The sequence below is a fragment of the Mycobacterium sp. genome (assembly GCF_049278535.1).
Lineage (GTDB): Bacteria > Actinomycetota > Actinomycetes > Mycobacteriales > Mycobacteriaceae > Mycobacterium.
Genome location: NZ_JBAPMI010000147.1, coordinates 14,088 through 28,847, shown reverse-complemented (window position 1 = coordinate 28,847; position 14,760 = coordinate 14,088). Strand labels below are relative to the sequence as shown.

The following is a 14,760-nucleotide window of genomic DNA, read 5'->3' as shown; positions in this document are numbered from 1 at the left end:
ATGAGGATCGCCGTCACCGGGGCCAGCGGAGTCATCGGCCGCGGCGTGGTCGTCCGTCTGCTCAGTGCCGGCCACGACGTCGTCGGTCTGGCCCGCCATCGGCCCGAAAGCTGGCCCAGCGAAGCCACCTTCGTGCACGGCGATATTCGCGACGTCGCAGCGGTGCGGCAGGCGGTCGAGGGCGCCGAGGTCGTGGTGCACGCTGCCTGGGCGGTCACTCCTGCGGCCGGCCAACACGAGGTCAACATTGGCGGCACCCGCAATGTGCTCGACGCGATGACACAGAGCGATACCCGCCGCATCGTCTTCGCCTCATCGGCGCATGTCTATGGTTTCGGCAGATCGAGATGGTCGGAAGCCGACTCGCTGCAGCCTGTTTCGACGTTCGGACGCGACAAGGCCAGCGCCGAGGAGATGATCGCGGCGTGCGGTGCCGAATGGGTGGCGATCCGCTCGGCGGCGGTCCTTGGCCGCGGAGTCGACAATTGGGTGCGACGAGCATTGGCTTCCGTTTTCTTCTCAGACAGCGACGTGCCCCTGCAAGTCGTGCACAGCGACGACGCACACCGGGTTTTCGTTCGAGCTGCCGCCGACCCGGGCATCGGCAGCGGGCCGGTGAACCTCGCCGCGCCGGGGGAGTTCACCCTCGCAGAGATCGCCGAAACACTCGGGCGGCCGATCCTGCGGGTGCCAAGATGGCTGCGAGGGCTGAGCCGGCCGGCCGAACTTGACCTACTGGTGAGCGCGCCACCGCTGGATACCGCTCTGCTGCGCGATAAATGGAACTACACACCGGCCTGGACCGGGCGGGACTGCTTGGATGACGTCGCATTGGCGGTACGTGGCCACGTGAGCTTCGGGTCGTGGTCGACCTCGCTGCCGTGGCGATTGACGCATGTGCAGGACATCCCGGCGGTCGATATACCGGCCGCCGACGGGTTGCCGACGGTGATGGCCGGCCCGGACGGTGGCAATGGCGAGTTCGACACCCCGATCGACCCGCGCTTCCCGACCTATCTGGCCACCAACTTGTCGGAGGCGCTGCCGGGGCCGTTCTCACCCTCGTCGTCGTCGGTCACGGTCAGAGGACTGCGCGCATCAGGTGCGGTGATCGCACGACGTCTACGGCCAGGCGGACTGATTCAGCGCGAGATGGCCACTCGCACAGTCGGAGTGTTCGCACACCGCCTGTACGGAGCTATCACCACCGCACATTACATGGCTGAAGTCGTGCCGTTCGTCAAGCCGGGCACCGTGGTTAGGCAGAGCCAGTTCTTCGGTCCGAGCGTGGCCACACTGCCGATCCACGGTGAACAGCAGCTACCGCGCGAATCCCGCAACGCAGCAGGCCCGTTGCGCACGATCCGTAATCTTGGTGTGTTCGGTGTCAACCTGGCCGGGCTGATCGTCGGCGCAACTCGCGACACGGACGACTTCGTCCACGATATCGAGCGGTTGGAAGAGATTGCAGTGGGCGATCTTTCGCAACTTTCCGAACCTCGACTGCAGAGCTTGATCTTGTTGGCGCGCGACTACGTCGTCGACGGCTGGGTGCTCGCGTCCGGGACGTTCATGGCGTTCGCGGCGCTGAGCACGATCCTGCGCGGCCTGAATGGGCGCGACATGGTGCTACCGGTCGGCCAAGAGCTGGCCAGCGCGGGGCCGCTGAGCGCCGTGTACCGGCTGGCCGAAACCGCACAGCGTGACCCTGACGCGGCCCGGATACTGGCGGGTCCCGGCGAACACCTGGCCGAATTGTCCGCCAACGCCCCGCGATTTTACGCAGCGGTCCGCAGTGAGTTGAACAAGGTCGGACACCGCGGCCCCGCGGAGCTGGAGATGCGCTCCTTCAGCTACGCCGACAACCCAGAGTTACTGCTCCGGATGGTGTCGAAATCACTTGATATGCCGTCCCGTTCGGTGACCAGCCGTCCGGTGATCCCACTGCGCGCCCGACCGGTTGCGCTGCTGGCCGCTCATCAGGTTCGCGACCGCGAAGTCCGTCGCGACCGCATGGTGCGGGCAAACTGGGTGCTACGCAATCTACTTCGCGAGCTTGGTCGCAGGCTGGTGGAATCGGGAACGCTCGAGGCTGCCGACGACGTGTTTTATCTGCTGGTCGACGAACTCGACGCGCTTCCCGCCGATGCCGCGGCCCTCGTGGCGGGCCGTCGCGCCGAACAGCAGCGACTTGCCGGAGTGACGCCGCCGGCGGTCTTCACCGGCGACTGGCAGCCCACTGCCGTCGAGGCATCGGTACTTTCCCGCGGCGAAACCCTGACCGGGGCCGGCGTGAGCGGCGGTCGGGTCCGCGGTCGGGTGCGCATCGTCAGGCCGGAGACCATCGACGAGCTGGAAGCCGGCGAGATCCTGGTCGCCGAAGTCACCGACGTCGGTTACACCGCCGCGTTCTCCTATGCCGGCGCCGTCGTGACGGAACTGGGCGGGCCGATGTCGCACGCCGCGGTGGTGGCACGCGAATTCGGCATCCCATGCGTCGTGGACGTGCACGACGCGACGCGGCGCCTCGCGGCCGGGGCGTTGATCGAGGTCGACGGCAGCAGCGGAACAATCCGCGTCTTCGAACCGGACCTGCCGAGCGCCACCCCTTGACGTTCGCTACCGTCAGATGATGCACGAACACACCGTCCGCGTGACGACAGCCGCGGGCACCGTTGAAGGCTTCACCCGCGACGGCGTACACCGGTGGCGATCGATCCCATACGCCCGCCCCCCGGTCGGTGCGCTGCGATTCCGGGCACCGGAGCCCGCCCAGCCGTGGCCGGGCGTGCGCTATTGCCACGGCTTCACCAAGTGCGCACCTCAAGAGCGTCGCTACACGTTGCTCGGGGTGGGCAAATACCAGCCGATGGGCGAGGACTGCCTCACGCTGAATGTCGTCGCACCGGAAGCACCCGGCAGCGAGTCGATTCCGGTCATGGTGTTCGTGCACGGCGGTGGATACATCATGGGCAGCTCGGCCACGCCGATCTACGACGGGGTGGCTCTGGCTCGCCGTGGCTGTGTCTATGTTTCGGTCAACTACCGTCTCGGCGCGCTGGGCTGCCTGGACTTGTCGGCGCTGTCCACCAAGGACATCACCCTCGAAAGCAACCTGTTCCTGCGCGATGTGGTGCTGGCGTTGCGCTGGGTCAAAGACAACATCGGGGCGTTCGGCGGGGATCCGGACAATGTGACGGTGTTCGGTGAAAGCGCCGGAGCGCATGCGGTTGCGGCGCTGCTGGCTGCGCCCGATGCAAAAGGCCTTTTCGCCCAGGCGATTTCGGAGAGTCCGGCCAGCGGCATGACCCGATCCACTGAGGTAGCGGCCGAATTCGCCGCGCGATTCGCCACTTTGCTGGGCGCTCGCAAGCAGGATGCGGCCCACGCGTTGCTGAAAGCGTCTCCCGCAGAACTTGTGGCAGCGCAAAATCGATTGATAGACGACGGCGTGCGCGACATGCTCGGCGCGTTCCCCATCGGCCCTGTGTTCGGTGACGACTACCTGCCACTTGATCCTGTCGAGGCGATGCGGCAGGGCACATCGCACCGGGTTCCGCTCATCGTGGGAACCAACGCCGAAGAAGGACGCCTGTTCACGCGTTTCCTGCAATTACTGCCCACCACCGAACCGATGATCGAGGCCCTGCTGGCCGAGGTGGATCCCGCTGCCCGAGAACGAATTACCGGCGCCTACCCGGACTATCCGGGCCGATCTGCGTGCATCCGGCTCGGCGGCGATTTCGCGTTCAGCTCTGCGGCGTGGGAGATCGCCGAGGCTCACGGCAGGCACGCGCCCGTGTATCTGTACCGGTACGACTACGCGCCGCGGGTGCTGCGCTGGTCTGGGCTCGGAGCCACCCACGCCACCGAACTGCTCGCGGTGTTCGGTGTATATCGCACCAAGCTCGGGGCGTTGCTCACGGCGCCCGTCGATCGGCGATCCGCTCTGCGGGTCACCAGCGAAGTGCAAAGGCGCTGGCGGGCATTCAGCCGTAACGGTAATCCTGGTGACGACTGGCCGGTCTACGCCGACACCGACCGGGCGGTGATGGTGTTCGACCGCAAGTCGCATCTGGAGTTCGATCCGCACCCTGAGCGGCGCATGGCGTGGGAGGGCTTCTCCCTGGCGCGATGACCGCGAATGTGATTTCGTGGACGAGCCATGACATCGCATACCGACAACGTCGTCGAACGGCCGGCCGACCTCACCGCTGCCTGGCTCACGGCCGCCATCGGTGTCGGAGATATCGCAGACTTCACCGTCGAGCGCATCGGCACCGGCCAGATGAGCGAGTGCTACCGAGTTCAGTTGAGCTACGCAGACTCTGCGCCAAGCACCGATCGGCCGGACTCGGTCGTTCTGAAAGTTGCCGCCACCGACCCGATGAGCCGTCAGACCGGGGTGACGCTGGGGCTCTATGAGCGCGAGGTGTGCTTCTACCGCGATATCGCGCCGCGACTGCAGGGTCCGGTCGCGCCGTGCTACCACACCGCTTTCGACGCGTCGTCCGGAATTTTCGATGTCCTCCTTGGGGACGCCAATCCCGCCGTTGTCGGTGATGAAATCCGCGGCGCCACAACGGCGCAAGCCCGAATCGCAGTCACCGAGCTGGCCAGGCTGCAGGGTCCGTTGCTGGGTGACGCCACGCTCGCCGACGCGGCATGGCTGAATCGCGCCGCGCCGATCAACCAGGCGTTGATCACCGCGCTGCACGCCGGCTTCATCGATCGCTACGGCGACCAGATCGCGCCGCAGCACCGCATGGTGTGCGAACGGCTGGTCGGCGGCTTCGACGGCTTCCTGGCCGATGAGGCGGCCGAAGACCGGCTTCATGGTCTGGTGCACGGCGATTATCGGCTGGACAACTTGCTGTTCGGTCAGGACGGCGGTGCGCGACCGCTGACCGTGGTCGACTGGCAGACGGTCACCTGGGCTCCGGCGATGACCGACCTGGCGTATTTCCTCGGTTGTGCTCTGCCGGCTGCGGATCGGCGTGAACACTACGACGCGTTGCTCAACGACTATCACCGGGCGCTGGGTCCGGATGCGCCGATCACCCTGGCTGACGTCCGCGAAGGCGTGCGCAGGCAGAGCTTCTTCGGGGTGATGATGGCGATCGTATCGTCGATGTTGGTGGAACGCACCGAACGCGGCGACGCGATGTTCATGACCATGCTGCAACGTCATTGTGAGCATGTGCTCGACACCGACGCACTGGCCATCTTGCGCGCACCGGCGCCCGTCGAGCCGCTGTGCCCGTCGCACGATGACGAATCGGCCCACGCCGCCACCGACGAGACGCTGTGGAATGAAAGCTGGTATGCCGACTTCGCCGATGCCGCACAGGGATTCGGTGGCTGGCTGCGGCTCGGACTGATCCCTAACCAGCGGACCGCCTGGCTGCACGCGCTGCTGTGTGGTCCCGGCCTGCCCACGGTCGCCGTGGTCGACTTCGAGGTTCCGCTGCCGGCCGATCCGTGGGCGGTTCGCACAAGCGCAATCGATTTCACCCACTCGGCCGATGAGCCGCTGCGCGTCTATCGGATGTCCCTGCGCGGGCAGGGCCAGTCCTACCAGGACCCAGCCGCGTTGTTACGGGCAGAACAAGGCGTCCCGGCCGAGGTGGAGATTGATCTGGAGTGGACCACCGACGGCACGCCGTATCAGTACCGGCTGGCTACCCGCTACGAGATACCTTGCACTGTAACGGGATCTGTTACAGTCGACGGCCGTCGCTACGTCCTTGACACGGTGCCCGGGCAGCGGGATCACTCGTGGGGAGTGCGTGACTGGTGGAGCATGGACTGGATCTGGAGCGCTGTGCATCTCGATGACGGGACCCACCTGCACGCGGTGGACATCAAGATACCGGGCGTGCCGGCGGTCAGCGTCGGCTATGTCCAGGGCCGCGGCGGTGCGATCACCGAGTTGCAATCTGTCAGTCCGGTCCAGACATTCGACGCCGATGGATTGCCGATCGGCGCGACGCTGGCGATCGAGCCCGGCGGCATCACCGCGACCGCCGATGTGCGCGGACATGCACCACTACGGCTGGTCGCACAAGACGGACGGGCCAGTCAATTCCCGCGGGTGTGGGCCAGCGTGACCACTGCCGACGGAAGAACGGGTGTGGGCTGGCTGGAGTGGAACCGGAATCTGCTGGCGCAGTAGCCGAACGCGTGCACGCTGAAAAGCTTTATCCGCCAACCACACCGGTCGTCGTGATGGGCGTGTCGGGATCCGGCAAGTCGACGGTGGGTGCGGCGCTGGCGCTTCGTCTCGGTGTTCCGATTGCCGACGCCGATGCGTTCCACCCGGCAGCCAACGTCGCGAAGATGGCCGCGGGCACTCCGCTCGACGACGATGACCGCTATCCGTGGCTGGACGCGGTGGGGGAATGGCTGGCCGACCACGACAGCGGCGTGATGAGCTGCTCGGCGCTCAAACGCCGGTACCGCGACCAGTTGCGTTCGCACCGTTCGGATATCGCGTTTCTGCACCTGACCGGACCGCCGGAACTGATCGGTAGCCGACAGGCCGACAGACCGGGGCACTTCATGCCTTCGTCGTTGGTGACGTCCCAATTCGAGACGCTGGAACCGCTGGATCCCGACGAGCGTGGGATATCCGTTGGCGTCGCGCAGAGCGTCGACGCCATCGTCGAGGCATTCGTGAGGTTCTTGTCGGTCAGCCCTTGACTACCTGGGTGCCGCCGGCCAATTCGTCGTGCTTGCCCTGCTTGGTGGGGCTGCCGCTGATCGTCACGGCGATCACGACGTAGGCGATGAATGCCAGCAGCGGGCCGAGGTAAGGCACCACGGCCAGCAAGGTGAACGAGTTGCGAATGGCCGACTGCGTGACGTCCGGCCTTGGTGCTCCGCCCGGGCCGTGGACCGTCAAGCCCAGAAGCCTCTTGCCGAGGGTGGCGCCGTTGGTGACTTCGAAAAGCACAAAGTAGCCGAACATCAACACGCCGGAGAACAGCCCGGTTACCAGCCACACATAATCGCGATCGAACAGGAACATCGACAGCAGGAACACCACGATGTTCACCAGGATGCCGTCGATCAGCCGGGCGAAGAACCGCGCGCCGAGGCCGCCGGCTTGGCCGTGCGACGACTGTGGTGAACCGGCCGGGGGGTAACCGTATTGCGGGTCGAAGTCAGCTGATGTCATGAGGGGGCTCCTAGCAGCGGTGCCAGCCAATCTACCGCGCTAAATGGCGCCCGTCGATCGCCAGATCAGTGCCAGTGACGGGCCTTGACCCTGCCGCGGTGAGCCAGTTCGCCGCCCCGCTCGCGCGCGGTTTCGGCCAGCTCGGTACCGCGCTCGTAAGCTCGCTCGCCGAGTTCACTGCCGCGTTCAATGGCGATGTCGGCCCACTCGCTGCCGCGCTCGCGCGCGGTTTCGGCCAAGTCGGCGCCGCGTTCGCGGGCGATATCGGCCAGTTCGGCGCCGCGCTTCCGGGCCCGCCTGCGTGCCTTCTTGACTACCGGTGCGCTCTTCTCCGCGGCGGTACTGGCCAGCTCGCCGCCCCGTTTGCGGGCAGCTTCGACCAGCGGCGCACCTCGCTCGGCGGCGGTGCTGGCCAACTCGCGGCCGCGCTCGGCTCCGGCCTGCAGGCCGTGGGCGATCCGTTCGGCGAACTCGGAATCGAGCACCGAGTCGTCGGATCCGTCCAGCGGTAGCGCGCTGGATACCGCCTCTGAGATGCGGCCCGCTGCTTGCCTGCCTCGCCAACCCAACGAGGGCTTGCCGGCCGTATCGGCGGCGGCGATGATCAGGCCGCCCAGCAGGCTCAGGTCGGTGAGCAGGTCGCGGCGCTTCTGCGCCTTGCGTTGCGGGTCGCTTTCCGTCCAAAAAAGGTGTCCGCCAAGGCTGCCCGGTATGACCGTGAACGCCAGCGCGGCCGAAGCGATGCGGGGCATCTTGCCGGTGGCCAGCAACACACCGCCGGCTACCTGAACCGCCGCGTTGATCCGCGCGGCGGTTTCGGGATTCGAGGGAACTTTGTCTCCGTACGGGTCCGGCAGGTTGCGCAGCGCCGCGACAGTCGGCTCGGTCGCCTCGAGCGTGGCCGCTGGGTTGCGCAATGTTTCGACACCTTGGCCAATGAATGCCGCGGACAGCAGGGGACGAGCGACTCTGCGAATCAACATGGCAGCTGTGTTCCCAGGTTGTCCGCCGGGCAAACCGGGCCGTCAAACGCCAGCGGCGGTCGTCACGAGGTGGGTGGGGGCGCCTCATGTCGTGCCCACAATGGCAACACCACCCAAAAACCGAGTTGAGCCACGATGGCGCAGGCTCCGGCAATGGCGCCAGTGGCCGGACCGGCCACCGCGCCGAAAATGATCACCGTGACCCCGGTGAGCGCCAAGCCCATCAGAAGCAGTCCCGCGTAGGCAAACCGGTGGGCCGCCGACACCAGGTACTGGGTTCGATGCCGCCGAAACAACAAGCGATGCATGCCGACCGGGGCCTCCAAGAGCACCGTGGCGGCGACCGAGCAGCCGACCGTCGCCAGATAGACCACCCGCATCGCGGTGCTCAGTCCGTCGAATCGGGACTGGAACGGCAGGGTCAACAAGAATCCGGTCAGCAGCTGCACACCGGTCTGGACGACCCGCAACTCCTGGAGCAGGCTGATCCAATTACGGTCCAGCCGTTGGACTTCAGTCTCGGACCGCGCCGTGGAATCCCAGGCCTGATCGCGTTCAGGATGGTCGACGATGTCCATGGGCGTTGATCATGCCAGTCTGCAACCGCAACTAGGGCCTCTCGGCCAACAGAAGTCGCGCCGAGGCCTCCAACCGGTCGGCGATCTCGGTGTACGAGGCGTAGCCCATGCCGGCGCGTACCAATGCTCCCGCGTAGAGCAGCTCGAGTGATTCGACCAGGTCGGGGGTGTGACCGGGGCCCAAGGCGGCCACCAGGCGTTGATTGATTTCGAGTCCGATGCGCAGCCGCAGATGCTCGACCTCGGGATCCTTGCCCAGCAACGCATGGGTCACCGCGCCCGCCAATGCGGGTTCGTCGGCGACCAACAACGCGATCTGACGCAGCACCGCGATCACCCGCACCGTCGCATCCGGAGAATCGGTCGGCGGAACCGGGCTGGCGGCCAACCGGCGCCAGAAAACTTCGGCGACGAGATGCTCTTTCGACGAGAAATAGGTGTACGCCGTGGCCGCGCCAACGCCGGCTTCGGCCGCGACCATTCGAATCGTCAACCCGGAGAAGCCTTCTCGGCTCAGCACACCGATCGCGGCTTGGCCCAGCCGGTCAACAGTATCGGCTTGCTTGGCGCTCAGTCGTCGCCTGGTCGATTCCCGAGCTACCGGGGTGGACACGTGTCCGGACACTACTACACCGCCTCAGGTGCGGCAACCGGATGCGTTACGGTTCAGGGGATGACAACCTCCTCAGATCGCACTGCTCACGACGAGCTGACCAGCCGGTTGTTCGAATTGGCCGAGCAGGTCATCGGCTTCATGCCCGCTGATGAAGGTCGCGCGCTGCATGACGCGGCGCTGAGCTACCTCGATCATGGTGTCGGGGTGGAGATCGGCACATACTGCGGCAAATCGACGGTGCTGCTGGGCGCTGCTGCGCATGCGCGTGACAGCGTGCTCTACACCGTCGACCACCACCACGGCTCCGAAGAGCACCAGCCCGGCTGGGAGTACCACGACGCGTCGATGGTCGATGCCGTCACCGGACGTTTCGATACGTTGCCGACATTGCGGCACACGCTCGACGCCGCCGGCCTGGACGACAACGTGGTCGCCGTGGTCGGCAAGTCGACCGTGGTGGCCGCGGGCTGGCGGACGCCGCTGCAACTGTTGTTCATCGACGGTGGCCACAGCGCGGACGCCGCGCACAAGGACTACGACGGCTGGGCGAAGTGGGTGAGCATCGGAGGCGCGCTGATCATCCACGACGTCTTTCCGGATCCGCGTGACGGCGGGCGGCCGCCTTACGAGATCTATTGCCGCGCACTGCAAAGCGGTGCGTTCCAGGAGAAGTTCGCGATCGGGTCGATGCGGGTGTTGCAGCGGCGAAAAGGCGAGGCCGGAGTCGCGGTTTAGCGATCGAACTGGCTGGTCGCACACTCGCAGTCGTAATCGCTTTCCAGGCCGCGCGGAAGTTCGGTGCCGCGGAAAATGCCGCTGCCGGCGGTTGTGGATGACAGCGCATCGGCGGCGAGAATGACAGCCGCTCCGGTCCATGTCGTTCGCTCGACGGGCCAACGCTTCCCATCGCTGAACACCAGTCCGGTCCAGTAGGAGCCGTCCTTCTCGCGCAGGTGCTGCATCGCGGCGAACTGCTGCAGAGCGGCCTGCCGATTGCCCATCGCATCGAGGGCCAGGACCAGTTCACAGGTCTCCGCGCCGGTGACCCACGGCCGGTCATCGACACATCTGATGCCCAGACCGTCGACGACGAAATCCCCCCAACGGTCTGCGATCCGGGCCTCTGCCGCGCGACCGCGCAGCGCACCACCAAGGATCGGGTAGTACCAGTCCATCGAGTGGTGTGGCTTCTCGGTGAACGCCGACGGGTGGGTGGTGATCGCGTGTCCCAGCCGGCCGAGCGCGAGCTCCCACTCAGGTTGTGGTTCGTCGACCAGATTCGCCAAGGCCAGCGCGCACCGAATGCTGTGGAAAATGCTGGCGCAACCGGTGAGTAGCGCCTCGGTCAGCGGCCCTGAAGAGCTACGCGCCCAACCAATTTCGCCGCCTTCGAGCTGCAAATCCAAGACAAAGTTGATAGCCGTGCGCACCGTCGGCCACATCGTAGCCGCAAAGCTCAGGTCACCGGTGACCAGTACGTGGTGCCAGACTCCGACTGCGATATAGGCGCAGAAGTTGCTGTCGCTGTTCGCGTCCTCGATGGCGCCCGCGCGGAGCTGAATCGGCCAGGAGCCGTCCGCGCGCTGTTGGTGACGAGACCAGTCGAAGGCACGTCGCGCTTGCGTGGTCAAACCCGCCGCGGTCAAGGCCATCGCGCATTCCACATGGTCCCAGGGGTCGGTGTGACCGCCATCTGACCATGGGATCTCACCCGACGGCTGTTGAAGTGCCGCAATCGATTCCGCCGTCTGCCGGCATTGCGCGGGGGAGAGGACGCCGGTGACGCCCGGTACTTTAGACAAACTCAACGGCGGGTACCGGTTTCTCGAAATACAGCGCGACGCTCTTGCCGATCAGCGGGTTCAGTGTTGATTCGGTCACCCGGGTCAACAGAGGTCGTTGCATCATGTCCCATACCAACATCTTGTGATAGGCGGCGACAGCCGGATGGTCGGAATTATCCACGCCGACCATGCATTTCAGCCACCAGAATGGTGAGTGCAGCGCGTGCGAGTGATGGGTGTGGGTGAATGTCATGCCGCGTCCGGTGATTTTGTCGCGCAGCTGATTTGCCCGGTAGATGCGGATGTGGCCGCCCTCGTTGCTGTGGTAGTCGTCCGAGAGCAGCCAGCAGACTTGTTCGGGCAACCATCTCGGCACCGTGACGGCCAGCTGGCCGCCGACCTTGAGCACCCGAATCAATTCGGCGATCACGGCATCGTCGGCCGGGACATGCTCGAGGATCTCCGAGGCGATGACGCAATCGAATTTCCCGTCCGGATAAGGCAACTCCCGCGCGTCACCGACGACAGTCGCAGCGTGCGCCGACGGCGGCACCTCCCCGGCGGCGGCCATGGCCCGGAACAGGGTGTCGACCTCACCGAGCTCAGCGGCGTTCTGATCGAAGGCGATTACATCGGCGCCTCGCCGGTACGCCTCGAAACTGTGCCGGCCGGCCCCGCAGCCGATATCGATGACGTTGGTGCCAGAACCGATTCCGAGCCGGTCGAAATCCACCGTCAGCACGGCTCACCCACTGCCTGGCGTTCGTCGCGGGCCGGCGCGCTGCGCGCAACGGCCTGTTCGTAGACGCGCACCGTCTGCGCGGCCACCGATTCCCAGCTGAACACCTCGACAGCGCGACGGCGACCTGCCGCACCCAGACGCCTCAGCTGGTCGGGGGAGGCGAGCAGTTCGCCGATAACCCGAATCAGCTCAGCGGCGTCACCGGGACGCACCAGCCTGGCGCAACCGCCGTCGGGCCCGAGCACCTCGGGCAGTGCACCGGCGCGACTGGCCACGATCGGTGTCCCGCTGGCCATCGCTTCCACCGCCGGCAGTGAGAAGCCTTCGTAAAGCGAAGGGATGCAAGCGATTTCGGCTGAGGCAAACAACCGCGCCAGTTCCGCGTCGGAGAGCCCATTGGAAATGTGAACGATATCCGAGATTCCCAGCTCGGCGATCAGCTTCTCGGTCGGGCCGTTGGGCTCGAGCTTGGCAACCAACTGCAGCTCCAGGTCGTGTCCGGTTCGCAGGTTGGCTACCGCCTGCAATAGGTGCCCAACGCCTTTGAGGGGACGATCGGCGCTGGCAATTGCGATGATGCGACCGGGAATTCGCGGCTCTGTCGACGGTGCAAACATGTCCGTGTCGACGCCCAGCGGCACCACATGAAGCTGGTCGGGGCGCACGCCGAAGTCGGTGGTGATGTCGGCAGCCGAGGACGACGAGACGGTCAACAGCTCAGGGATACTGCGAGCCACTCGCTCTTGCATCGCCAAAAAGCCATACCACCGGCGCACCGACGGTTTACGCCACCATCCTGCCGCGGCGAGGTCCAGCACCCGGTCGCGGGTGATCGGATGATGCACAGTCGCCACGACGGGCAGGCCGGTCGCCGCGATTTTCAGTAGGCCGACGCCCAAGCTCTGGTTGTCGTGCACGACGTCGAAGTCACCCAGCCGATCGGCCAGCAGCCGCGCAGCGCGCAGGCTGAAGGTGCGCGGCTCGGGGAAACCCGCCGTCCACACGCCGGCCAGCTCGAGCAGGTCGATGCGGTCCCGGATTTCCCGGGGGTGCGGTATGCGGAAGGGGTCGGGCTCGCGATACATGTCGAGGCTGGGCACCTCGGTCAGCACGACCCGAGGATCGAGTTCCTCGGGGTAGGGCTGGCCGGAAAACACCTCGACCTGGTGTCCGAGTTCGACCAGGCCCCGGCTGAGATGCCGGACGTAAATCCCCTGACCGCCGCAGTGCGGCTTGCTGCGGTACGAGAGCAGCGCAATCCGCATGCTCACGCCCGATCCGGCGTGGTGTTGCCGGGCGGAATCACGGCGAACGATTCGGGCGAGGCGTCAGCGAACTTTCTGGACACGTGTCTGGACTATAGTTTGACTAGCTACCTGATGCAACGCACAGGTAACGGCGTTAACTTTGCCGATCCCAGTCAGACGAACGGTCACGCTGAGTCCTGCACGGCTCCGTCGGCGATACCGTGGTCTCATGCGCGCGCTGATCGTGACCGACGTTCAGAACGACTTTTGCGAGGGCGGCTCACTGGCTGTGACTGGTGGGGCGGCGCTCGCCAGCGCCATCAACGCATACCTGGATGGCAGCGCGGATTACCGACACGTGGTAGCCACGCAGGATTTCCATATTGATCCCGGCGACCATTTCTCCGACCACCCGGACTGCATCTCATCGTGGCCACCGCACTGCCTTGCCCATACCGTCGGCGCGCAGTTTCATCCTAATCTCGACGCCGGGCGGTTCGACGCGGTCTTCCGCAAGGGCGCCTACGACGCCGGTTACAGCGGGTTCAGCGGTCATGACGACAGCGGCACTGCGCTGGCGGACTGGCTGCGGCAACGTGCAGTCGACCAGGTCGACGTGGTGGGTATCGCCACCGACCACTGCGTCCGCCGGACCGCAGACGACGCTGTGGGGCAGGGCTTGGCGACTCGGGTACTGGTGAACTTGACGGTGGGGGTCGGGGAGGAGTCCACCGCCGCTGCCATCGAAGCTCTGCGCGCGGCGGGCGTCACGATTGTGGGGGCGGGCACATGATGGCGCCGGCGGAGCAGACGCTGCTGACCGCGGTGGAACGATCACCGCAGGCCGCGGCTGCCCATGACCGGACGGGATGGGTGGGCCTGTTCACCGCGGACGGTCGTGTCGAAGATCCGGTCGGTTCGCGGCCACACACGGGGCCGGCCGAAATCGGCCGGTTCTACGACACTTTCATCGGCCCACGCGATATCGCCTTTCATCGCGATCTCGATATCGTCCGCGGCTCGTCGGTGATCCGCGATCTCGATCTCGAGGTAGCGATGGGTTCAGCGGTCACGATGACGATTCCGGCATTCCTCCGGTATGACCTCAGCCAGATCGACGGTGACTGGAAGGTTGCGATGTTGCGCGCGTATTGGGAGCTGCCCGCGATGATGTTGCAGTTCCTGCGCAACGGCGCATCTGCCGTGCCGGCCACCGTCCAACTCTCGCAAGGGCTGATCCGCAATCAGCGGTTGCGCGGCACCGTCGGATTCCTTGCCGGCTTCCGCCGAGTAGGGCCTCGGCAGAAGTCATTGGTCGACACCTTCGTGAAAGCCGTGGGACGAGGTGACAGATTCGGCACGCTGCAGGCATTGTCATCCGGTGCGACAATCACTTTCGGCGACGAGGAGGTCGTCGACGTCGCCGAGCTCATCGAACGATGCTCGGGTGCGAGCGCCGCGAAGCTGATTGCCGCGGGTTCCACAGTTACCGCCTCGGTCACCGCGGGCGACCGCCGCGGCGTTCTGTTCGCCGATATGGCCCGACGCGGCACGGGGATCCATCGGGTCCGCTACTTCCCGCAATAATGGCCGCGCCGACGATCGACAGCGCACAGCAACACCACAGCCA

The 14,760-nt window shown here is 65.8% G+C and carries 14 protein-coding genes; 7 read left to right on the top strand and 7 right to left on the bottom strand.

What is annotated here, in order from left to right; translation table 11 throughout:
* From WAO18_RS09495 to WAO18_RS09480, 4 genes are read left to right on the top strand one after another with little or no spacing between them, the layout of a single operon-like run.
* Entirely contained in the window at nucleotides 1-2,613 is a 2,613-nt protein-coding gene (locus WAO18_RS09495) for an NAD-dependent epimerase/dehydratase family protein (protein ID WP_422205829.1), read from the top strand.
* Between the two features lie 19 nt (nucleotides 2,614-2,632).
* Complete coding sequence (locus WAO18_RS09490) at nucleotides 2,633-4,138, top strand: carboxylesterase/lipase family protein (protein WP_422205827.1); 1,506 nt, start codon at nucleotides 2,633-2,635, stop codon at nucleotides 4,136-4,138.
* 27 nt (nucleotides 4,139-4,165) lie between these two features.
* Nucleotides 4,166-6,175, top strand: a complete 2,010-nt coding sequence (locus tag WAO18_RS09485; RefSeq protein ID WP_422205825.1) for a DUF7065 domain-containing protein — start codon at nucleotides 4,166-4,168, stop codon at nucleotides 6,173-6,175.
* Nucleotides 6,176-6,228: 53 nt separating this feature from the next.
* Complete coding sequence (locus WAO18_RS09480; RefSeq protein WP_422205872.1) at nucleotides 6,229-6,702, top strand: gluconokinase; 474 nt, start codon at nucleotides 6,229-6,231, stop codon at nucleotides 6,700-6,702.
* Here the strand turns inward: WAO18_RS09480 and WAO18_RS09475 are convergent.
* The 4 genes from WAO18_RS09475 to WAO18_RS09460 form a co-directional block, all read right to left on the bottom strand.
* A complete protein-coding gene (locus tag WAO18_RS09475) occupies nucleotides 6,692-7,180 on the bottom strand; it encodes an RDD family protein (protein ID WP_422205824.1) in 489 nt (162 codons plus the stop codon). The genes WAO18_RS09480 and WAO18_RS09475 overlap by 11 nt on opposite strands.
* Nucleotides 7,181-7,245: 65 nt before the next feature.
* Nucleotides 7,246-8,163: a DoxX family protein gene (locus WAO18_RS09470; RefSeq protein WP_422205822.1), complete on the bottom strand. Its 918-nt coding sequence runs from the start codon at nucleotides 8,161-8,163 to the stop codon at nucleotides 7,246-7,248.
* Nucleotides 8,164-8,225: 62 nt separating this feature from the next.
* Nucleotides 8,226-8,741: a DUF6328 family protein gene (locus tag WAO18_RS09465; RefSeq protein WP_422205820.1), complete on the bottom strand. Its 516-nt coding sequence runs from the start codon at nucleotides 8,739-8,741 to the stop codon at nucleotides 8,226-8,228.
* A 31-nt stretch (nucleotides 8,742-8,772) separates the two neighbouring features.
* The gene (locus tag WAO18_RS09460; RefSeq protein WP_422205819.1) at nucleotides 8,773-9,354 is read right to left on the bottom strand and encodes a TetR/AcrR family transcriptional regulator; all 582 of its coding nucleotides are present in this window, start codon (nucleotides 9,352-9,354) and stop codon (nucleotides 8,773-8,775) included.
* 60 nt (nucleotides 9,355-9,414) lie between these two features.
* Between WAO18_RS09460 and WAO18_RS09455 the strand changes: the two genes are divergently transcribed.
* On the top strand, nucleotides 9,415-10,092 hold the full coding sequence (locus tag WAO18_RS09455) for a class I SAM-dependent methyltransferase (protein WP_422205817.1): 678 nt from the start codon (nucleotides 9,415-9,417) through the stop codon (nucleotides 10,090-10,092).
* On the opposite strand, the gene WAO18_RS09450 is transcribed toward WAO18_RS09455, so the two are convergent.
* From WAO18_RS09450 to WAO18_RS09440, 3 genes are read right to left on the bottom strand one after another with little or no spacing between them, the layout of a single operon-like run.
* Nucleotides 10,089-11,165 (bottom strand): prenyltransferase, encoded by a 1,077-nt coding sequence (locus WAO18_RS09450; RefSeq protein ID WP_422205815.1) that lies wholly within the window; start codon nucleotides 11,163-11,165, stop codon nucleotides 10,089-10,091. The two genes, WAO18_RS09455 and WAO18_RS09450, sit on opposite strands and share 4 nt — an antisense overlap.
* Nucleotides 11,152-11,883, bottom strand: coding sequence for a class I SAM-dependent methyltransferase (locus WAO18_RS09445; protein ID WP_422205813.1), 732 nt, complete (start codon nucleotides 11,881-11,883; stop codon nucleotides 11,152-11,154). Before WAO18_RS09445 ends, WAO18_RS09450 begins: the two co-directional genes overlap by 14 nt.
* Nucleotides 11,877-13,148, bottom strand: a complete 1,272-nt coding sequence (locus tag WAO18_RS09440) for a glycosyltransferase family 4 protein (protein WP_422205871.1) — start codon at nucleotides 13,146-13,148, stop codon at nucleotides 11,877-11,879. The genes WAO18_RS09445 and WAO18_RS09440 overlap by 7 nt, the downstream gene beginning before the upstream one ends.
* A 211-nt stretch (nucleotides 13,149-13,359) precedes the next feature.
* Here WAO18_RS09440 and WAO18_RS09435 point away from each other — a divergent pair, with 211 nt between their 5' ends.
* Together WAO18_RS09435 and WAO18_RS09430 are read left to right on the top strand one after the other, a co-directional pair.
* On the top strand, nucleotides 13,360-13,923 hold the full coding sequence (locus WAO18_RS09435) for an isochorismatase family protein (protein WP_422205811.1): 564 nt from the start codon (nucleotides 13,360-13,362) through the stop codon (nucleotides 13,921-13,923).
* A complete protein-coding gene (locus WAO18_RS09430) occupies nucleotides 13,920-14,717 on the top strand; it encodes a ketosteroid isomerase family protein (protein ID WP_422205809.1) in 798 nt (265 codons plus the stop codon). The genes WAO18_RS09435 and WAO18_RS09430 overlap by 4 nt, the downstream gene beginning before the upstream one ends.
* Nucleotides 14,718-14,760: the final 43 nt, after the last annotated feature.